20 protein-coding genes and 1 tRNA gene are annotated in these 19240 nt (G+C 71.0%); 15 read left to right on the top strand and 6 right to left on the bottom strand.

Annotated features, from left to right (window positions below):
- Together J7E88_RS35220 and J7E88_RS35215 are read right to left on the bottom strand one after the other, a co-directional pair.
- Window positions 1–851 (bottom strand): sensor domain-containing protein (locus tag J7E88_RS35220; protein WP_374196358.1); only part of this gene is annotated, 851 nt, incomplete at its 3' end.
- 346 nt (window positions 852–1197) lie between these two features.
- Window positions 1198–2379 (bottom strand): sensor histidine kinase, encoded by a 1182-nt coding sequence (locus J7E88_RS35215; protein ID WP_215187577.1) that lies wholly within the window; start codon window positions 2377–2379, stop codon window positions 1198–1200.
- A gap of 239 nt (window positions 2380–2618) precedes the next feature.
- Between J7E88_RS35215 and J7E88_RS35210 the strand changes: the two genes are divergently transcribed.
- The 12 genes from J7E88_RS35210 to J7E88_RS35155 all read left to right on the top strand — a co-directional run bounded on the left by J7E88_RS35210 (window position 2619) and on the right by J7E88_RS35155 (window position 14210).
- Window positions 2619–3017, top strand: coding sequence for an NADH-quinone oxidoreductase subunit A (locus J7E88_RS35210; protein ID WP_215187576.1), 399 nt, complete (start codon window positions 2619–2621; stop codon window positions 3015–3017).
- Entirely contained in the window at window positions 3008–3694 is a 687-nt protein-coding gene (locus J7E88_RS35205; RefSeq protein WP_215187575.1) for an NADH-quinone oxidoreductase subunit B, read from the top strand. Before J7E88_RS35210 ends, J7E88_RS35205 begins: the two co-directional genes overlap by 10 nt.
- Window positions 3691–5082, top strand: coding sequence for an NADH-quinone oxidoreductase subunit C (locus J7E88_RS35200; RefSeq protein WP_215187574.1), 1392 nt, complete (start codon window positions 3691–3693; stop codon window positions 5080–5082). Before J7E88_RS35205 ends, J7E88_RS35200 begins: the two co-directional genes overlap by 4 nt.
- Entirely contained in the window at window positions 5079–6047 is a 969-nt protein-coding gene (locus J7E88_RS35195; RefSeq protein WP_215187573.1) for a complex I subunit 1 family protein, read from the top strand. Before J7E88_RS35200 ends, J7E88_RS35195 begins: the two co-directional genes overlap by 4 nt.
- On the top strand, window positions 6047–6679 hold the full coding sequence (locus J7E88_RS35190) for an NADH-quinone oxidoreductase subunit I (RefSeq protein WP_215187572.1): 633 nt from the start codon (window positions 6047–6049) through the stop codon (window positions 6677–6679). Before J7E88_RS35195 ends, J7E88_RS35190 begins: the two co-directional genes overlap by 1 nt.
- A complete protein-coding gene (locus tag J7E88_RS35185; RefSeq protein ID WP_215187571.1) occupies window positions 6676–7296 on the top strand; it encodes an NADH-quinone oxidoreductase subunit J in 621 nt (206 codons plus the stop codon). Before J7E88_RS35190 ends, J7E88_RS35185 begins: the two co-directional genes overlap by 4 nt.
- Window positions 7296–7682, top strand: coding sequence for an NADH-quinone oxidoreductase subunit NuoK (nuoK, locus tag J7E88_RS35180; RefSeq protein WP_215187570.1), 387 nt, complete (start codon window positions 7296–7298; stop codon window positions 7680–7682). Before J7E88_RS35185 ends, nuoK begins: the two co-directional genes overlap by 1 nt.
- A complete protein-coding gene (locus tag J7E88_RS35175; RefSeq protein WP_215187569.1) occupies window positions 7679–9679 on the top strand; it encodes an NADH-quinone oxidoreductase subunit L in 2001 nt (666 codons plus the stop codon). The genes nuoK and J7E88_RS35175 overlap by 4 nt, the downstream gene beginning before the upstream one ends.
- A 3-nt stretch (window positions 9680–9682) precedes the next feature.
- Window positions 9683–11284, top strand: coding sequence for a NuoM family protein (locus tag J7E88_RS35170; RefSeq protein ID WP_215187568.1), 1602 nt, complete (start codon window positions 9683–9685; stop codon window positions 11282–11284).
- Window positions 11281–12810 (top strand): NADH-quinone oxidoreductase subunit N, encoded by a 1530-nt coding sequence (locus tag J7E88_RS35165; RefSeq protein ID WP_215187567.1) that lies wholly within the window; start codon window positions 11281–11283, stop codon window positions 12808–12810. Before J7E88_RS35170 ends, J7E88_RS35165 begins: the two co-directional genes overlap by 4 nt.
- A gap of 147 nt (window positions 12811–12957) precedes the next feature.
- The gene (gene htpX / locus J7E88_RS35160; protein ID WP_215187566.1) at window positions 12958–13821 is read left to right on the top strand and encodes a zinc metalloprotease HtpX; all 864 of its coding nucleotides are present in this window, start codon (window positions 12958–12960) and stop codon (window positions 13819–13821) included.
- A complete protein-coding gene (locus tag J7E88_RS35155) occupies window positions 13818–14210 on the top strand; it encodes a YccF domain-containing protein (protein WP_215187565.1) in 393 nt (130 codons plus the stop codon). The genes htpX and J7E88_RS35155 overlap by 4 nt, the downstream gene beginning before the upstream one ends.
- A gap of 52 nt (window positions 14211–14262) precedes the next feature.
- Here the strand turns inward: J7E88_RS35155 and J7E88_RS35150 are convergent, their stop codons facing one another.
- A complete protein-coding gene (locus J7E88_RS35150; protein WP_215187564.1) occupies window positions 14263–15507 on the bottom strand; it encodes an APC family permease in 1245 nt (414 codons plus the stop codon).
- 85 nt (window positions 15508–15592) lie between these two features.
- Here J7E88_RS35150 and J7E88_RS35145 point away from each other — a divergent pair, with 85 nt between their 5' ends.
- Window positions 15593–15862, top strand: coding sequence for a GlsB/YeaQ/YmgE family stress response membrane protein (locus tag J7E88_RS35145; RefSeq protein WP_215187563.1), 270 nt, complete (start codon window positions 15593–15595; stop codon window positions 15860–15862).
- A gap of 39 nt (window positions 15863–15901) precedes the next feature.
- On the opposite strand, the gene J7E88_RS35140 is transcribed toward J7E88_RS35145, so the two are convergent.
- The 3 genes from J7E88_RS35140 to J7E88_RS35130 all read right to left on the bottom strand — a co-directional run bounded on the left by J7E88_RS35140 (window position 15902) and on the right by J7E88_RS35130 (window position 17767).
- Window positions 15902–16567 (bottom strand): alpha-ketoglutarate-dependent dioxygenase AlkB, encoded by a 666-nt coding sequence (locus tag J7E88_RS35140; RefSeq protein WP_215187562.1) that lies wholly within the window; start codon window positions 16565–16567, stop codon window positions 15902–15904.
- A complete protein-coding gene (locus J7E88_RS35135) occupies window positions 16564–17070 on the bottom strand; it encodes a methylated-DNA--[protein]-cysteine S-methyltransferase (RefSeq protein ID WP_251023668.1) in 507 nt (168 codons plus the stop codon). The genes J7E88_RS35140 and J7E88_RS35135 overlap by 4 nt, the downstream gene beginning before the upstream one ends.
- Before the next feature lie 208 nt (window positions 17071–17278).
- Window positions 17279–17767: a YajQ family cyclic di-GMP-binding protein gene (locus J7E88_RS35130; protein ID WP_215187561.1), complete on the bottom strand. Its 489-nt coding sequence runs from the start codon at window positions 17765–17767 to the stop codon at window positions 17279–17281.
- Window positions 17768–17960: 193 nt separating this feature from the next.
- On the opposite strand from J7E88_RS35130, the gene J7E88_RS35125 reads away from it, so the two are divergent.
- Window positions 17961–18042: transfer RNA gene (locus J7E88_RS35125), tRNA-Tyr, on the top strand.
- A gap of 69 nt (window positions 18043–18111) precedes the next feature.
- A complete protein-coding gene (locus J7E88_RS35120) occupies window positions 18112–19224 on the top strand; it encodes an NADH:flavin oxidoreductase (protein ID WP_215187579.1) in 1113 nt (370 codons plus the stop codon).
- The last annotated feature ends 16 nt before the right edge of the window (window positions 19225–19240 follow it).

Raw genomic sequence — 19240 nt, 5'->3', positions numbered from 1 at the left:
GGGTCCTCCAGGAGCTTCTCCCTCGCGAGCCCGAGGTCCATGGCGAGCGCGACCAGCCGCGCCTGGGCGCCGTCATGAAGGTCGCGTTCTATACGGCGCAGATCGGCCGCGGCCGTGTCGACGACCACGCCCCGGTCCGACTCCAGCTCGACGACGCGGCTGGCGAGCCGGGAGGGGCCGAGCAGCCCGGCCACCATCAGCCGGTCGACCCCGGCCAGCCCGCGGATGATCCACGGGGTGGCCAGCGTGAGGAGCAGGCCGACGACGCTGGTTACGGTGATCTCGAAGGCGGAGTCGAGGTAGAAGTTGTGCGTTCCGTCGCCGTAGAGCTGCAGGCCGTCGATGCCGGCGTACATCGGGAAGACCCACTGCCACAGCGGGTAGAGCAGCAGCGCCCAGCCCGTCGCCCACAACGGCACCGCGAGGCAGAAGCCGAACACCGCCCAGGGGAAGTGGAAGATCGCGTACAGCAGGTGCCGCCAGGATGCCCCGCTCTTGAGCATCCCGCCGATCCAGCCTGCCGCGCCGCTCCTGCTGATGCGCACGGGCTCGGGCGCCGCGACGTCCACGTCCAGCAGCGCCCTGGCCCGCACCCGCTCCACCGCGCCGAACCCGCGCAGCGCCGCGAACGACGCGGCGAGCAGCGGCACACCGAGGAAGGTGACGAGCAGCCCGGCGCTGACGGCGGTCATGGAGACGGCGAAGGAGAAGAGGAGGACGCTCATCGGCAGGCTGAGCAGAATCCACCCGAACTCCCGCCAGGTCCTCCCCTCCAGCGGCGCGCGCAGCATGGGAGGCAGAAGGTGGGCGTGTGCCCGGGACGCTGCGCCGTATCCGTGATCCATGGCCATCGACGTCGTCCGTTCTGCGATGCGGGCTGTCATTGCCTCAAGCCTGCTGGCCGGGCGCCTCGCGCACCATGAGGGAGGTAGCCGTTCCGGCGGGGGGTTTCCCCCACCCCGAGCGGTCGGCCGCGTCCTCCGTGGGTGCCGTGTGGGGTGCCGCGGCGTGGGCTGTGCGGGCTTGGCCCCGCGCGCCTCGGCGTGGGAGGCGTGCGTCGCCCCGCGCGCCCCGTCGTCCACTGTCTGCGTTCGCCCCGGGCGTCTCGGCGTGGGCGGTGTGCGTTTTCGCCTACGCGCGTCTCGGCGTGGGCTGTGCGCGTCTCACCGTCCGGTGCAGGTCTTTCGACCGGGGGCATCAGCGTGCGCCGTGCGCTCCCCGTCCGCGCCAGGGCAGCTCAGCGGTGACGGTCGTCGGGCCGCCCAACGGCGAGTCCAGCGCGAACACGCCGTCCACCGCCCCCAGCCGTTCCGCCAGACCCGCCATGCCGGTGCCACCGTCCAGCCGCGCCCCGCCTCTGCCGTTGTCCGCGACCTGGAGCATCAGCCGGTCCTGCGAGCGCCATACGTCGACCGAGGCGCGGGTCGCGCGGGCGTGCTTGCTGACGTTCTGGAGCAGTTCGGAGACGGTGAAGTAGGCGATGCCCTCGATCGCCTCCGCGGGTCGTTCCGCCAGGTCCACCGTCACGGTCACGGGGGCCGTGCAGCGGGAGGCGATCGACGACAGCGCGGCGTCCAGGCCGCGGTCGGTCAGCACGGCGGGGTGGATGCCGCGGGCCAGGTCGCGCAGCTCCTGGAGCGCGAGCTTCACCTCGCCGTGCGCCTCGTCCACCATCGCCGCCGCGGCGTCGGGGTCCTCCAGGAGCTTCTCCTTCGCGAGACCGAGCCCCATGGCGAGCGCGACCAGCCGCGCCTGGGCGCCGTCGTGCAGGTTCCGCTCGATACGGCGCAGATCGGCCGCGGCCCTGTCGACGACGACCCCTCTGTCGGACTCCAGCTCCGCGATGCGTCGCTCCAGTTCGTCGGACGGCGACAGCAGGCCGCGCACCATCGCCCGGTCCGCGCCCGCCATCGCCCGGACCAGGAAGGGCAGCACCGGCCACAGCACGATCAGCCCCACGAGCGTGACGGCGAACGTCAGCACTCCCCACGGCAGCCGGACGAACGAGTACAGCACCGTCCGCCATGCCACCGGGTCCCTCAGCCGCGACCAGACCCAGGAAACGAGACCGCCGCCCCTGGGCGGCCCGAGCGGGCTCGGCTCGTCGACCTCCACGCCGAGCAGTGCACGGGCCCTCGCCCGCTCCGCCCGGCCGACACCGCGCGCTCCCGCGAGTCCGAGGGCCAGCAGAGGGAGCCCGATCACCGTCACCGACAGGCCAACGCCGACGAGCACCGTGACCGCGACGTAGACGAAGGCGAGCAGCGCCAGCGGGAAGTCGGCCAGCAGATGCCCGACCTCCTTCCAGGTGCATCGGTCGAAGGCGAAGCGCACGCGTGGCGGTGCTGCGTTGTCCAGGGGGGTGTTGCTCGCGGTCATGCGGGCAAGCCTGCCGGGCACGACCGCCGCACGCCATGGGATACCTGGGTGGGATCGGGTGGGGATAACCCCACCTGCCGCCCACCTTGTCCTCACCTGCTCCCCGCCTGATCCCTGACGCGACTGCTTACGCTCCCTTTAGCAGGGCCTAGACTCCGGTGCGTAGGGGATCGACGACGTCGAACACGACGCCGACGAGGTCGGACGAGGTCAACGAAGTCAGGGAGCGAGGGGCGGACGTGCCGGAAACGACCGTGGACGTCACCGCGGCGGACTACTTCCATAGCTACTCGGTCGTCGGGCTGCTCGCGCTGATCGGCGTGCTGTTCGTCGCCGTGGCCTTCGGCGCCGGTCGGCTGCTGCGGCCCGTGGTGCCGACTCCCGAGAAGCTGCTCACCTACGAGTGCGGTGTCGACCCCGTCGGCGAGGGCTGGGCCCACACCCAGGTCCGGTACTACGTCTACGCCTTCCTGTACGTGATCTTCGCCGTCGACTCGATCTTCCTCTTCCCTTGGGCGACCGTCTTCGCCACCGCGGGGTACGGCGCGACGACGCTCGTCGAAATGTTCCTCTTCCTCGGCTTCCTGGCCGTGGGACTGCTCTACGCGTACAAGAAGGGCGTCCTGACATGGGCGTGACTCCTGTGGACCTTCCCGAGCCCCGGAGGCTCGGCGCACTGGCGCGCCTCGCCCCCGAACCGATGAAGGTCGTCCTCAACTGGGGCCGCCGCTACAGCCTGTGGGTCTTCAACTTCGGGCTCGCCTGCTGCGCCATCGAGTTCATCGCGGCCTCCATGGCCCGCCACGACTTCATCCGGCTCGGCGTGATCCCCTTCGCGCCGGGCCCCCGCCAGGCGGACCTCATGATTGTCTCCGGCACGGTGACCGACAAGATGGCCCCTGCCGTGAAACGCCTCTACGAGCAGATGCCCGAGCCCAAGTACGTCATCTCCTTCGGCGCCTGCTCCAACTGCGGCGGCCCGTACTGGGACTCGTACTCGGTCACCAAGGGCGTCGATCAGATCATCCCCGTCGACGTCTACGTGCCCGGCTGCCCGCCCCGTCCGGAAGCGTTGCTCCAGGGCATCCTCAAGCTCCAGGAGAAGATCGCGCGCGAGTCGCTCGGCGAGCGCTACGGACACGGCGGAGCCCGCCCGTCCACCGAGGCCCTGCGCAGTGGCCTGGTCACCCCGCCCCAGGCGCCGGGCGGTACCGCGGCTCCGGACGCGGACGCGGGCGCGGGAACAAACGCGGGAACGGACGGGGCCACGCGGACGGGGACGTCGTCCGCGTCCGGATCGGAGGGCGAGCGGTGAACCCGTACGACACCCTCCCGGACGCCGTCACCGAGATCTTCGGCGAGGAGGCGACCGCCGAGCGCTCCTACGAACTCCTCACCGTCGACGTCCCCGCCGACAGGTGGATCCCCGCTCTGGAGACCGCCCGCGACGAGCTGGGCTGCACCTACTTCGACTGGCTGAGCGCGGTCGACGAACCGGGCATCGGCTTCCGCGTGTGCGCGCACGTCGTCTCGCTGGAGGACCGCACGGTCCGCCGGCTGCTCCTGCGCACCACCGTCCCGCACGGTGCCCCCTCGCTGGCGACCGCCGTGGACGTCTACGCGGGCGCGAGCTGGCACGAGCGCGAGACGCACGAGATGTTCGGCGTCGAGTTCACCGGCCATCCGCAACTCGATCCGCTGCTCCTTCCCGAAGGCTTCGAAGGCCACCCGCTGCGCAAGGACTTCGTCCTGGCCGCCCGGGTGGCCAAGGCATGGCCGGGCGCCAAGGAGCCGGGGGAGTCCGAGCACGGCGGGCCCAAGCGCCGCCAGATGCTGCCGCCCGGCGTCCCCGACCCGAACGAGTGGGGCCCGCTGAAGGGCCAGCTCCCGCCCGCCCCGGCCCGCCCCGCCCGCACCCCGCGCGCGGCCGCGGCGACGGGCGACCGCCCGCCTCGCCGCTCCCGCAGCGTCTCGGAGGGCTCGGCGTCGCAGGCCGTCCCGGGTGCGGAGGCTCCGGCAGCGGGCGAGCCCCGTCCTGCCCGCCGCTCCCGCAGCGCCTCCGAGGGCTCGGCGTCGCAGGCCGTCCCGGGTGCGCAGGCCCCGGCAGCGGGCGAGCCCCGTCCCGCCCGCCGCTCCCGCAGCGCCTCCGAGGGCTCGGCGACCCAGCGCCGACCGGAGGCCGGCGCCCAGGAGCCGACGGAGACCCCGACCGCCCCGCGCCCCCGCAGCTCCGACGCCCCGTGGCACCACGCCCGCCCGGCCTTCGGCGACGACGAGCCGCCCACGAGCCCGCCTGGCGCCGCCCCCGGCGGCGAGCAGTCGACCCTGGGGGCCCCTGCTGCCGCACCCGGTGACGAGCAGTCGCCTGCGGCAGCCCCCGGCGGCGCGACCAAGCGCGAGCCCGGTCCTGGGGCCGAGCCCGGTTCCGGCGATGAGCCCGGCCCCGGCGGCCCCCGTGCCGAGCCTGGTGCCGAGCCCGAGCCCGAGCCCGGTGCCGGCGCTGAGCCCGAGCGCGCTCCCGAGCCCGAGCCCGGTGCCGAAACCGAGCCGGCTCCCAGTGCCGAGCCAGGCACCGAGCCCGAGCCGGCTCCCGGTGCCGAGCCCGCTCCTAGTGCCGGGTCCGAGCCCGGAACCGGCGCCCGCTCCGACCGCACCGCCGACCACCATGAGCCGAACCGACCTGCCGGAGGCGACCCCGCGTGAACGACGCTCTCGACGTCGCCCTCCGGCTCATCGTCGTCTTCGCCGTGTTCATGGTCCTCCCGCTGATCATCGGGCAGACCGAGCACAAGGTCATGGCCCATATGCAGGGACGCCTCGGACCCATGTACGCCGGTGGCTTCCACGGCTGGGCCCAACTCGTCGCCGACGGCGTGAAGTTCGCGCAGAAGGAGGACGTGGTCCCCGCCGAGGCCGATCGGCGCATCTTCCAACTCGCCCCCGCTGTCGCCCTGCTGCCCTACCTCCTCGTCCTGGTCGCGATCCCCATCGGTCCGAGTGAGGGCGCGGTCGGCCAGGTCGTCGACGCCGGCATCTTCTTCGTGCTCGCCGTCATGGGCGTCGGCGTGCTCGGCTCGCTCATGGCGGGCTGGGCTTCGGCCAACAAGTACTCCCTTCTCGGCGGCCTGCGTACCGCCGCTCAGCTGCTCGCGTACGAGCTGCCGATGCTGCTCACCGCCGCCTCCGTCGCCATGGCGGCCGGCACGGTCTCGCTGCCCGGCATCCTGAACGCCTTCGAGTGGTGGTGGCTGCCCTGGCAGATCGTGGGCGGCATCGTCTTCTTCGTCGCCGGCCTCGCCGAACTGCAGCGTCCTCCCTTCGACATGCCGGTCGCCGACTCCGAGATCATCTTCGGTGCGTACACCGAGTACACCGGCCTCCGTTTCGCGTTGTTCCTGCTCGCCGAATACGCGGGCATCGTCATCCTGTGCGGTCTGACCACCGTCCTCTTCCTGGGCGGCTGGCACGGTCCGTTCGGGGCCGACGGGCTCGGCTGGGTGTGGACCCTTCTCAAGACCGCGGCGCTCGCCTTCCTCGTCATCTGGCTGCGCGTGAGCTATCCGCGGCTGCGCGAGGACCAGTTGCAGAAGCTCGCCTGGACGGCCCTCATCCCCCTCGCCCTCGCCCAGATCGCCCTCACCGGCATCGTCAAGGTGGTGATCCAGTAATGAGCCCCATCCCCGGCAGCGGCCTCGCCAAGGGCCTTGCCGTCACCCTGCGGACGATGACGAAGAAGCACGTCACCGCGCAGTACCCGGACGTCCTGCCCGAACTTCCGCCCCGCAGCCGCGGCGTGATCGGCCTGTTCGAGGAGAACTGCACGGTCTGCATGCTCTGCGCCCGTGAGTGCCCCGACTGGTGCATCTACATCGACTCCCACAAGGAGACCGTCCCGGCCGTCGCCCCGGGAGGCCGGGAACGCAGCCGGAACGTCCTCGACCGGTTCGCCATCGACTTCTCGCTCTGCATGTACTGCGGTATCTGCATCGAGGTGTGTCCTTTCGACGCGCTGTTCTGGTCCCCCGAGTTCGAGTACGCCGAGACCGACATCCACGAACTCACCCATGAGCGCGACAAGCTGCGCGAGTGGATGTGGACGGTGCCCGCACCGCCCGCACTCGACCCGGGTGCCGAGGAGCCGAAGGAGGTCTCGGCGGCCCGCAAGGCCGCCGAGAAGCTCGCGGCCGCCGAGGAGGCCGCGGCGGCCCAGGCCCAGGCCGACGCCCAGGCCGATTCCCAGGCCGACGCGGAGCCGGGTACCGAGCCCGGTGCCGGGCCGGGGCAGGAAGGTTCCTCATGACGCTCGCCGCAGCCGCGCCCCAGGGCTTCCTCTCGCCGACCGGTGTCGAGATCGCGTTTCTTCTCGTCGGCCTCGCCACGCTGGGCGCTGCCCTCATCACCGTCACGACCAGGCAACTGGTGCACGCCGCCTTGTGGCTGGTCGTGACGCTCGGCGGGCTCGCCGTCGAATACCTCCTGCTCACCGCCGAGTTCATCGCGTGGGTGCAGGTCCTGATCTACGTCGGCTCCGTGGTCGTCCTCCTTCTCTTCGGGCTGATGCTCACCAAGGCCCCCATCGGCCGCTCCCCGGACGCCGATTCGGGCAACCGGTGGGTCGCCCTCCCGGTGGCCGTGGCCGCCGCGGCTGCTCTGGTGTGGGTCGTCGTGGACGCGTTCCGCGCCACCTGGATCGACCTCGACGGACCGGTCCAGGGATCCACCAAGGTGTCCGGCGAGATCCTCTTCCGGCACTGGGTGCTGCCCTTCGAGGCGCTCTCCGTACTGCTGCTTGCCGCACTCGTCGGCGCGATCGTCCTCTCCCGCAAGGACCCCGAAGCGCCCCAGACACCCGCCGCACCCGCCGCACCCGCCGCGAACCGTGCGGCCGACAGTACGGCCCGAGAGGAGAAGAGCTGATGCACCTCGCCTATCCCGCTGTGCTCGCCGTCCTCCTGTTCAGCGTCGGGTTGTACGGCGTCCTCGCGCGCCGCAACGCGATCCTCGTCCTGATGTCCGTCGAGCTGATGCTCAACGCGGTCAACCTCAACCTGGTCGCCTTCGACGTATGGCTGCGCGACACCCTTCACGCCGGCCAGGCGCTCACCCTTTTCATCATCGCCATCGCCGCCGCCGAGATCGGGATCGGCCTGGCGATCGTGCTCATGGTCTACCGCAACCGCGGCAGCTCCGACGTCGACCGCCTGCGTGACACGGCCGAGCCGACCGGACCCGACGACAGCGACGGACCTGACGACAGCGACTCACCCGCAGACCGCGAGGAGAAGGCCGAGGCCACCGCGTGACCACCACGACCCTCGCCGTTCTCGTCCCCCTTCTTCCGTTCCTCGGCGCCGCAGCCGGCCTCCTGCTCGGCCGCGCCGTCCCCGGCTTCGTACGGCCGCTGGCCGTCCTGCCCACGCTCGCCGCAACCGCTCTCGCCGTCGTCGTCGCGGCGCGCCAGGACGGCGGGCGGACCATCACCGCGTCGACGGAGCTCACCCCCACCGGTTCGGTCCCGATCGACCTGGCCCTGCACATCGACGGCTTCGCCGCCCTCGTGGCCGTCCTCGTCGGCGTCGTCGCGTCCTGTGTGCAGATCTACTCGACGGCCTATCTCCGCGACGACTTGCGCTACCCCTCGTACGCGGCGCTCGTCTCCCTGTTCACCTCCGCGATGCTGCTCGTCGTCTACTCCGGCGACCTGATGGTGCTCCTGGTGGGCTGGGAGATCATGGGCATCTGCTCGTACTTCCTCGTCGGCCACTACTGGGAGACGCCCGAGGCGCGGGCCGCCTCCCTCAAGGCGTTCCTGGTCACCAAGCTCGGTGATGTCCCCTTTCTGATCGGTCTGTTCGCGCTCGCCGCCGACGCCGGCACCTTCCGTATCAGCGGCATCCTCGGGGCCGTCGCCGCCGACGCCGTCGACCACCCCACTCTGGTGTCCCTCCTGCTGCTCGCGGGCGTGGCGGGCAAGTCGGCGCAGTTCCCACTGCACACCTGGCTCCCCGACGCGATGGCGGGCCCCACACCCGTCTCCGCGCTGATCCACGCCGCGACGATGGTCGCGGCCGGTGTCTACTTCGTGGCCCGGCTCCTTCCCGTCTTCGCCGCGTCCGCCGCGGCCATGACCGTCCTCGCCGTCATGGCGGCGATCACGATGGTCGGCTCGGCGCTCGCCGCGCTCGCCCAGGACGACATCAAGCGCGTCCTCGCCTACTCGACCATCGGCCAACTCGGCTACATGTCGGGCGCGCTGGCCGTCGGCGACCGCGGCGCCGCCGTCTTCCACCTCCTGTCCCACGGTGCTTTCAAGGCGCTGCTCTTCCTCGCAGCGGGCGTGATCATCCATGCCGCCGGCACCAACTCGCTCGCCGCCATGTCCCGTATGAGCGGCCTCGCCAAGCGCGTGCCCGACGCGTACTGGACGATGACCGTCGCCCTGCTCGCGCTCGCCGCGATCCCTCCCTTCGCCGGCTTCTTTTCCAAGGAAGCCGTCCTGGTCGCCGCCGAACACACGGCGCTGGGCGATTCCGCCGTCGCACCCACCGGCGCCGGCTGGACCGTGCTGGTCGCCGGGCTGCTGACCGCGGTCCTCACCGCCGCATACGCGATGCGGCTGTGGCTGCTTGCCTTCCGTGGCAGGGGTGGTGAAGCACCCGACCACGGGAGGGAGCCTGTCGCCATGACCACCGTGCTCTGGGTCCTCGCCGTCCCGTCACTCACCTTCGGCCTGACCTTCGACCGGCTGCCAGGCTGGTTCGACGGGCAAGCCCTCACCCCCACCGTCACCACCGCCGTCCTCGGCACCGGCGTCGCCCTCGCCGGCGGCCTGATCACCTACGGCACCTGGCGGCACACCACCGCGGTTGCCGTCCGTCCTCCCCTCGGTGCCGTCGCCGCACACCCCGACGCCGAACCGGCCGTGTCCGAGGCCGAGGCGATCGCGGCCCACACCCCCGCCTACGGATCCATCGCCGCCGCCCCCGATCCGTCGGACCCCGCCCGGCTGCTCCTCGGCCCGCTCCACCGGCATGCCGCCGCGGGATTCCACGTCGACGCCGTCTACTCCGCACTCTTCGTCCGACCGGTGCGGGCTGCCGCGCAGCTCGTCCGCTTCCTGGACCGTGAGGTCGTCGACACCTACGTCCGCGGATCGGGCACCGGCACACGCCTGCTCGGCACCGCCGTGCGCCGCGCGCAGACCGGCAACGTGCAGACCTACCTCGGCGCGCTGCTCGCGGGCTCCGTCGTCCTGGCCGTCGCCGCCGTCATCATGTCCAACGTCAACGCGGGGTCGTGAGCAGTGATCGATATCAGCGAGTCCGTGATGCAGTTCCTTCTCGCGTTCCTCGTCGTCGGCCCGCTCCTGGGCGCCGCAGCGGCGCTCCTGCCCGCACCGCCCGGACTGCGCGGCTCGGGCCCGGACCAGGCGGTCCTCCGGCACGGCGTGACGGTCACTGGCGCGGTCCTGGTCGCCGCCGTGGTCCTCGCACTCGGCTTCGACCACGACCAGCCCTCGACGATGCAGGCCACGACCGACATCAGCTGGATCCCGGCACTCGACGTGCGGATCCACCTCGGTGTCGACGGCATTTCGCTCCCCCTTCTCCTGCTGACGGCGTTGCTGACCTTCCTCTGTGCGCTGCACGGCTACTTCAAGATGCCTGCCGGCCCCTCGCCGAAGGCATTCGTCGCTCTGTTGCTCGTCCTCGAATCCGGCACTCTCGCGACCTTCGCGGTCCTCGACCTCGTGCTGTTCTTCCTGGCCTTCGAGATGGTGCTCATCCCGATGTACTTCCTCATCGCCCGCTGGGGCGGTGAAGGACGGCAGCCCGCCGCCTGGAAGTTCATCCTCTACACATTGCTCGGCTCGGTCGTCATGCTGCTCGGCCTCCTGCTCATCGGGCTGAAGGCCGGCACATTCGACATGGTGGCACTCGCCACTGACAACGGCCGTGACCTCACCACATCCGTACAGGTCATCGCCGTTCTGGCCATTGGAATCGGGCTCGCGGTCAAGACGCCCATGTGGCCGCTGCACAGCTGGCTGCCCGACGCCCACACCGCGGCCCCGACCATCGGCTCGGTGCTGCTCGCCGGTGTCCTGCTCAAGATGGGCACGTACGGCCTGGTCCGCATCGTGGTGCCGATCGCGCCCGACGGCATGCAGACGTTCGCCCCGTACCTCGCCGCGTTCGCCGTCGCCGGCATCGTCTACGGATCGCTCGCCTGTCTCGCCCTCGCCCGGCAGGGAGCGGGCGGTGACCTGAAGCGTCTGATCGCGTACTCGTCCGTGGGCCACATGGGCTTCGTCCTCCTCGGCATCGCGACCATGACGCCCACCGGCATCAACGGTGCGCTCTTCGCCAACGTCGCCCACGGCCTCATCACCGGCCTGCTGTTCTTCCTGGTCGGCGCGATCAAGGACCGCTACGGCACGGCGGATCTCGACACCCTCGCCGGAGCCACCGGCGCGGCGCTGTACGGACGCGCCCCCCGCCTCGGCGGTCTGCTCGCCTTCGCGGCCGTCGCGTCCCTCGGACTGCCGGGCCTCGCCGGCTTCTGGGGAGAGATGCTCGCGCTGTTCGCCGCCTTCGACCCCGCCGACGGGCTCAGCCGCCCCGCGTTCCTCACCTTCATGGCGATCGCCGCCTTCGGCACGCTGCTGACCGCCGCGTATCTGCTGGTCGTCGTGCGCCGCGTCTGCATGGGAGCGCCGCGACAGGGCGGCGTGAGCGATCAGGACGGCCCGCGGTTCGCCCCGCTCACCGATGTCCGCGGATACGAGTTCGCCGCCTGGACCCCGCTCGTGGTCCTCACCGTCATCGCCGGACTGTGGCCCGCGGTCCTCCTCGGCCTCACCGACCCGGCAGTGCAGAAGCTCCTCGCAGGAGGCAAGTCGTGACCGTGGCAGCCGACAGCGTCACCAGCCTGGTCCAGTCGGTCGACTGGCTCACGATCGCGCCGCCGACCATCACGGCCGTCGTAGGGCTGATCGTCCTGGTCGTGGACCTCTTCCTCGAGGAGCGGCGCAAGCCGCTGCTGGGCGCCCTCGCGATCGCCGGTCTGGTCGCCGCGATCGTGTCTCTCCTTCCGCTGCGCAAGGGCGACCGTTCGACGTTCTGCCTGACGAACGGCACGGACGCGTGCAGCTACACCGCCGACCACTTCACCCTGGCCATCCAGTTCCTGGTCCTCGGCGGTGCGCTGCTGACCGCGGTGCTCTCGCTCACGTACACCCGCAAGGAGCTTCCGGCCGGAGAGTTCTGGTTCCTGCTCCTGTCATCGGCGGCGGGCGCCGCCCTGCTGCCGGCCTCCCGCGACCTCGCCACCCTCGTCGTCGCCCTCGAGGTCGCCTCGCTGCCCGCGTTCGCCCTCGTGGGCCTCAGGCGCGGGGACCGGCTCTCCAGCGAAGCGGCCCTGAAGTTCTTCCTGTCCTCCGTGGCGGCGACGGCCGTCACGCTGCTCGGCGTCAGCTTCGTCTACGCCGCGACCGGCACCCTGCACCTCACCCAGGTCGCCGCAGGTCTGGAGAACGTCCCCGGCCAGCTCGACACGCTCGCGAAGGCGGGCGTCGCCCTGACGCTCGTCGGCTTCGCGTTCAAGACCGCCGCCGTGCCGTTCCACTTCTGGGTCCCCGACACCTATGTGGGCGCGCCGCTGCCGGTCGCCGGCTACCTCTCGGTCGTCGGCAAGGCCGTCGGATTCACCGGCCTCATCCTGGTGACGGTCATCGCCTTCCCCGGGTACGCCGACATCTGGGGCCCGGCGCTCGCCGTCCTCGCCGCTCTGACCATGACCGCCGGAAACGTCGCAGCCCTGCGCCAGCAGGCCACGCGCGCGTGGAGCGCGGTACGACTGCTGGCCTGGTCCTCCGTCGGACAGGCCGGGTACCTCCTGGTGCCGATCGCCGCCGCCGCGTACTCCAGCGACGACCAGATCGGCGCGACCGTCGCCTACGCCCTGATGTACGCCGTCGTGAACCTCGGAGCCTTCGCGGTCGCGGCGCTCGTCGCCCGGACCCACCCGCAGAACCGGATCTCGGACTACCGCGGCCTGTACGCGACCCGCCCGGCGGCAGCCCTCGCCATGGGTTTCTTCCTGCTCTGCCTGGCCGGCCTGCCGCCCGGCATCATCGGTCTGTTCGCCAAGGTGACCGTGTTCTCGTCGGCCGTGGACGCCGGTCTCGGCTGGCTCGCCGTCGTCATGGGCGTCAACGTCGTGATCGCGCTCTACTACTACCTCCACTGGACGGCGCTCCTCTTCCGCGCCGCCCCAGAAGGGGCCGTGACAGGTGCGGAGGCCGAGCCGGCGCGCCGGCGCACCCCCGCGCCCGTCACCGTGGCCATCGCTCTGACGGCTGCCGGCGGTGCCGTCCTGTCCGGCTACCCCCAACTGGTGCTGCGCTTCGCCGCGAACACCCTGTTCTGAGCGCTACCCGAACGGCCCATGGCGGGGCCGGAGCCACCAGGGAACCAGCGTCCTTCGCCTGGCGTTGACCAGTACATAAGGGTCCACTGGTGAGTGGAGCACCACCACGCAAGGGGTGCCCCTGCCGCACCGCTTGGAGGGCGTACCGTGCACCGCCGGCACAACGGGCTGAAGACCGCCGTACTCCTCGGCGGACTGTCCGCACTCATCCTCGTCATCGGCAGCTTCTTCGGCCGGACGGGGCTGTTCGTCGCGCTCGTCGTCGCCCTCGGCACCAATGCCTACGCCTACTGGAACAGCGACAAGCTGGCGCTGCGCGCGATGCGCGCCCGCCCGGTCAGCGAGTTCGAGGCACCGGCGCTTTACCGCATGGTCCGCGAGCTCTCCACCGCCGCCCGCCAGCCCATGCCCCGCCTCTACATCTCCCCGACCCAGGCGCCCAACGCCTTTGCCACCGGCCGCAACCCGCGCAACGCGGCCGTGTGCTGCACCGAAGGGATTCTGCGCATCCTCAACGAGCAGGAGTTGCGCGGCGTCATCGGCCACGAGCTGAGCCATGTCTACAACCGCGACATCCTGATCTCGTCGGTCGCCGGAGCCCTGGCCTCGGTCGTGATGTTCCTGGTCAACTTCGCCTGGCTCGTCCCCATCGGCCGCTCGGACGACGATGACGGTCCCGGCCTCGTCGGAATGCTGCTGATCATGATCCTGGGGCCGCTGGCCGCCTCGGTGATCCAGCTCGCGGTCAGCCGCTCGCGGGAGTACGAGGCGGATGCTTCGGGAGCCCAGCTCACCGGCGACCCGCTGGCACTGGCGAGCGCCCTGCGGAAGCTGGACGCCGGCACCAAGCAACTGCCGCTGCCCCCGGAGCCCCGGCTGGAGACGGCGAGCCACATGATGATCGCGAACCCGTTCGGACCGGGCCGCGGCTTCTCCAAGATGTTCTCCACCCACCCGCCCATGGCGGAACGAATCGCCCGACTCGAGCAGATGGCAGGTTATCGCCCGTGAAGACAGTTCTGAACGTCATATGGCTGGTCCTGAGCGGCTTCTGGCTCTTCCTGGGATACCTGGTCGCGGGCCTCATCCTCTGCATCACGATCATCGGCATCCCGTTCGGCCTCGCGGCCTTCCGCATCGGCGTCTACGCCCTCTGGCCCTTCGGCTACACGACCGTCGACCGCCGCGACTCCGGGGCGCCGTCGCTGGTCGGCAACGTGCTGTGGGTGATCCTGGCCGGCTGGTGGCTGGCGCTCGGCCACATCCTCACGGGTATCGCGCTCTGCCTGACGATCATCGGCATCCCGTTCGGCGTTGCGAACTTCAAGCTGATCCCGGTCTCGCTGATGCCGCTCGGCCGGGAAATCGTCCCGTCGGACCGGCCGTTCGCGAGCCGCTAGGACCCGTCCGGCTCTCGCTCACCGCTGTGCCACGGGCTGGCGCTTACGCGGCTCAGTCGTCGGCCGATCCGTTCCGTCCCGGCCGGCGCAGTGCGTAGAGCACGGCCCCCACGGCCAGTACGCCCAGTCCCGCGATGGCCGACACCGCGGGAAGCGAGAGGGCGAGAGCCAGACAGCCCACCACACCGCACGCTGCGGTCAATTGCGCCGGACGGGAACTCAGCGTCCAGGCCGAGACGTTGGCAATGGCGTAGTACACCAGCACTCCGAACGACGAGAAGCCGATCGCCCCGCGCAGGTCCACCGTCGCCGCCACCACCGCGACGACGGCCCCCACGGCCAGCTCCGCGCGGTGCGGCACCTGGAACCGCGGATGGACGGCGGCCAGTGCTCCCGGCAGATGGCCGTCCCGGGCCATCGCCAGCGTCGTCCGCGAGACGCCGAGAATCAGCGCGAGCAACGAGCCGAGCGCCGCCACGACGGCGCCCACCCGCACGACGGGCCCGAGCCAGCCGGCCCCCGCCGCCTCCACGGCATCGGCCAGCGGAGCCGCGGCCCTGCCCAACTCATCGGCGCCCAGCACCGAAAGGACGGCAACGGCGACACACACATAGACGACGAGCGCGATGCCGAGGGCCAGCGGCACGGCCCGGGGGATCGTACGGGCGGGATCCCGCACCTCCTCGCCCAGCGTCGCGATCCGGGCGTACCCCGCGAAGGCGAAGAACAACAAGCCGGCGGCCTGCAGCACTCCGCCCGCCGAGACGTCGCCGCCCAGTGCCAGCCGCCCCGGATCCGCTTCCCGCGACACCAGAGAGGAGACCACCACCGCGACAAGCACAGCCAGCACCACGGCCACGATCGCCCTGGTCAGCAGCGCCGACTTCTGAACGCCTCCGTAGTTCACGGCGGTCAGCGCCACCACCGCGGCGACCGCGACGGCATGCGCCTGATCCGGCCAGGCGTACGCCCCGACGGTCAGCGCCATCGCAGCGCACGAGGCGGTCTTGCCGACGACGAACGCCCACCCCGCCAAGTAGCCCCAGAAATCGCCCAGCCGCTCCCGGCCGTACACATAGGTGCCGCCCGATGCCGGATACAGCGCGGCGAGCCGCGCCGACGACATGGCGTTGCAGTAGGCGACCGCGGCAGCCAGCGCCAGCCCGATCAGCAGCCCCGTACCGGCCGCGTGCGCGGCGGGGGCGAGTGCCGCGAAAACGCCTGCGCCGATCATCGATCCCAGACCGATCACCACCGCGTCGAACACCCCGAGCGAGCGCCGCAACTCCCATGTCATGCGTCGCACCTTACTGATCGGCGCAACCGCGCCCGTCTCCGGTTCGTCCTCGGACACAACAGCGTACGAAAGGCAGGTTCATGGCATGAGCGTCATCAGCTGGATCGTCCTCGGGCTGCTCGCCGGCGCCATAGCCAAGATCCTCCTGCCCGGCAGGGACCCGGGCGGGCTGGTCGGCACCACGGTCATCGGCATCGCCGGCGCCTTCACCGGCGGGTGGTTGTCGGCGCGATTTCTGGACCGGCCGATAACCAACGACTTCTACGACGGTCCGACCTGGGCGGCGGCCATCGGCGGATCGCTCGTGCTGCTGATCGCCTACCGCATCCTGTTCGGCCACTCCCGCTCGCGCTGAGCACCACGCGGCCGGCCGTGGCGTGTGGGCGGCACCCGGCTAGAGGCCGGTCTCCCGCAGCGTGATGTTCAGCCGCCCGCTGGCCATCCCGGACGCCGGGTCGGCGGTGCCCGCCCGGACCCGGGGCACGCCGTGGTACGCGAAGCGGGAGGGACCGCCGAAGACGAACAGGTCTCCGGAAAGCAGTTCCACATCCGTGTAGGGCCGCCCACGGTTCTCGGTGTTCCCGAAGCGGAACACGCAGGTGTCACCGATGCTCAGCGACACCACGGGAGCCCCGGAGCGCTCCTCCTTGTCCTGGTGCATGCCCATCCGCGCCGCGCCGTCGTAGAAATTGATCAGCGCCGCGTCCGGGGCGTACGCGATGGCATCGCCGTACGTCCGGTCCTTCCCGTACGCCGCGACCAGCGCCTCCCGGCCCAGGTCGACCAGCCGTTCGGGGAACGGGGCGACGCGTTGGCCGTTCACGTCGTCCGCGGTGCGGGAGTAGCGGTACGGCTGCCAGTGCCAGCCCAGGCACACCGTCCGCACGGACATCACGCCTCCGCCCGGGAGCGCGGTGTGCCGAAGCGGCACCGGGCCGCGGGCCCAGGACCGGCAGGCGTCGACCAGTTCCCGCTGCCGGGCCGGCGACAGCCAGCCGGGCACATGGACGGCACCGGGGGCGACGACGGTCCGTTCCCGCGGGAACAGCGTGTCGTTCACGACGCGAGTGCGCCCTCAAGACCGAGGAGCCGCTCCTTGGACTCCAGGCCGCCGGCGTACCCCCGCAGGGCACCGTCCGCACCGATCACGCGATGACACGGGCGGACGACGAGCAGCGGATTGCGTCCGATCGCCGTCCCGACGGCGCGCACACCGACCGCCGACGTGCCGATCTGCTCGGCGATCTCCTTGTAGGTCGTCGTCCGCCCGTACGGGACGCTCTCCAGTGCGCGCCAGACCCGCCGCTGGAAGGCGGTCCCGCTGTCGGCGTACTCGATCTCGAAGCAGGTCAGCCGCCCGGCGAAGTACGCGGACAGCTGGCGGCAGATCTCCTCGAAGGCCGCCGGGTCGCGGCGCCAGCCGTCCTGGACGACCGCGCCGCCCTTCTGGCCGGGCAGCGACAACGAAGCGAGCGCGATGCCGCCCTTCGCCGTGGCCGAGACCTCGCCGACCAGCAGCAGGTCACCGAGCGGGCTGTCGACGACCTCGTACAGGGTGATCATGACGCGCGTCCCTCCTTGCGGGATGTCGGTGCGGGGTACTCGCGGAGCCCCTGCGTCCGTTCCTCTACGAGTCTGCGACCCGGAGCCGCCCGCCGCTGGCGGAAATCGGACGCGGCCCTTTGCAGAGCCGACCGACGGGGCGGGGGCGCAGCGGCCGAGCCGCTACGCCCCCTGTCGCCCGGCGTGGGCGCACTGCCCTATCGGGTGGTCACCGGTAGTTCACGAACTGGAGCGCGAAGTCGAAGTCCTGCCCCTTGAGCAGCGTCTGCACGGCCTGCAGGTCGTCGCGGCTCTTGGAGCTCACGCGCAGCTCCTCGCCCTGGACCTGCGCCTTGACGCCCTTCGGGCCCTCATCGCGGATGATCTTCGCCACCTTCTTGGCGTTCTCCTGGGAGATGCCCTCCTGGATCGAGGCGAAGATCTTGTACTCCTTGCCGGAGAGCTGCGGCTCGCCCGCGTCCAGCGCCTTCAGAGAGATTCCGCGCTTGACCAGCTTCGTCTGGAAGACGTCCAGGATCGCGGTGACGCGGTCCTCGGAGTTCGCCTGCATCAGGATCTTCTCGCCGGACCAGGCGATCGAGGCGCCGACGTTCTTGAAGTCGTAGCGCTGGGAGATCTCCTTGGCGGCCTGGTTGAGGGCGTTGTCGACCTCCTGCCGCTCGACCTTCGAGACGATGTCGAAACTGGAGTCGGCCATGTCCTGTGGCTCCTTGTATCGGGTGCATGGAGCGTGTCCGGAACGGCCCGGACCGCTCCGCCAAGCCTAGCCATCCGCGCCCGCCCGGAATGCTGATCAATCCAGTGGCGGAGCACCCCTGCGCATCAGGTATCGTTTACGTCGTTGCCACGGAGCACCGCCCCACAGCGGAGACCTCCGGGCGACATCCCATGGCGGTGTGCCCGAGTGGCCAATGGGAGCGGACTGTAAATCCGTCGGCTTAGCCTACCCAGGTTCGAATCCTGGCGCCGCCACGCGATGTGAGACCCCTGTTGACCTGCGGAAACGCGCGTCGGCGGGGGTCTTCTCGTTGTTTTGGGGCGATCTTTCGGACGCAATCGAAAGGTGGCCTGTCCCGACCCGTCGCGCTGAACGGCCTGACTGTCCCGAACCGCATCGTGATGGCGCCGATGACGCGCATGTTCTCCCCGGGCGGCGTCCCCGGCGAGGACGTGCGGTCGTACTACGCCCGTCGCGCCGCCGCGGGTGTGGGCCTGATCATCACCGAGGGGACCTACGTCGGCCACGACTCGGCCGGGCAGAGTGACCGTGTGCCGAGGTTCCAAGGTGAGGAGCAGCTGGCGGGGTGGGCGAAGGTCGCCGAGGCCGTTCACGCGGCGGGCGGCACGATCGTGCCGCAGCTGTGGCACATCGGCATGGTGCGCAAGCAGGGCGACCCGCCCTACGCCGATGCCCCTGCAGTCGGCCCCTCCGGCATCCGCCTCGACGGCGCCGAGGGCACCGGCAAGGCGATGACCCAGCGCGACCTGGACGACGTCATCGGCGCCTTCGCCGATGCGGCCGCTGCCGCCGAGCGCATCGGCTTCGACGGCGTCGAGCTGCACGGTGCCCACGGCTACCTCCTCGACCAGTTCCTGTGGGCGGGGACGAACCGCCGTACCGACGCCTACGGCGGCGACCCCGTGGCCCGTACGAAGTTCGCGGCCGAGATCGTGGCCGCAGTCCGCGAGACCGTCTCGCCCGACTTCCCGGTGATCTTCCGCTACTCGCAGTGGAAGCAGGAGGCCTACGACGCGAGGCTCGCCGAGACCCCGGAGGAGCTGGAGGCGATCCTGACCCCGCTCGCCGCGGCCGGCGTCGACGGCTTCCACGCCTCCACCCGCCGCTACTGGCTCCCGGAGTTCGAGGGCTCGGACCTGAACCTGGCCGGCTGGACCAAAAAGCTCACCGGCAGGCCCACCATCACCGTCGGCTCGGTCAGCCTCGACGGCGACTTCATCCGCGGCTTCATGGGCGAGGGCGCTCCGGTCCAGGGCATCGACAATCTCCTCGACCGCCTGGAGCGCGACGAGTTCGACCTGGTCGCCGTCGGCCGAGCTCTGCTCCAGGACCCCGAGTGGGCGGCGAAGGTCCTGGGGGGCCGGTTCGAGGAGCTGCAGCCGTACGACGCGGCGGCGCTGAAGACGCTGAGCTAGTGTCCTGCGCCAGAGA

Origin of the sequence: Streptomyces sp. ISL-10 (assembly GCF_018614575.1) — a bacterium.
GTDB lineage: Bacteria > Actinomycetota > Actinomycetes > Streptomycetales > Streptomycetaceae > Streptomyces.
The sequence above is the reverse complement of the archived record's forward strand: the minus strand, read 5'-3'. Positions and strand labels throughout refer to the sequence as shown.

Bases quoted from the DNA above. Each gene is read 5' to 3' on its own strand.
- J7E88_RS35190 (WP_215187572.1), top strand. From the start codon at position 6,047: ATGAGCCCCATCCCCGGCAGCGGCCTCGCCAAGGGCCTTGCCGTCACC.
- nuoK (WP_215187570.1), top strand. From the start codon at position 7,296: ATGCACCTCGCCTATCCCGCTGTGCTCGCCGTCCTCCTGTTCAGCGTC.
- J7E88_RS35135 (WP_251023668.1), bottom strand. From the start codon at position 17,070: ATGATCACCCTGTACGAGGTCGTCGACAGCCCGCTCGGTGACCTGCTG.
- J7E88_RS35145 (WP_215187563.1), top strand. From the start codon at position 15,593: ATGAGCGTCATCAGCTGGATCGTCCTCGGGCTGCTCGCCGGCGCCATA.
- J7E88_RS35185 (WP_215187571.1), top strand. From the start codon at position 6,676: ATGACGCTCGCCGCAGCCGCGCCCCAGGGCTTCCTCTCGCCGACCGGT.
- J7E88_RS35130 (WP_215187561.1), bottom strand. From the start codon at position 17,767: ATGGCCGACTCCAGTTTCGACATCGTCTCGAAGGTCGAGCGGCAGGAG.
- J7E88_RS35215 (WP_215187577.1), bottom strand. From the start codon at position 2,379: ATGACCGCGAGCAACACCCCCCTGGACAACGCAGCACCGCCACGCGTG.
- J7E88_RS35205 (WP_215187575.1), top strand. From the start codon at position 3,008: ATGGGCGTGACTCCTGTGGACCTTCCCGAGCCCCGGAGGCTCGGCGCA.
- J7E88_RS35150 (WP_215187564.1), bottom strand. From the start codon at position 15,507: ATGACATGGGAGTTGCGGCGCTCGCTCGGGGTGTTCGACGCGGTGGTG.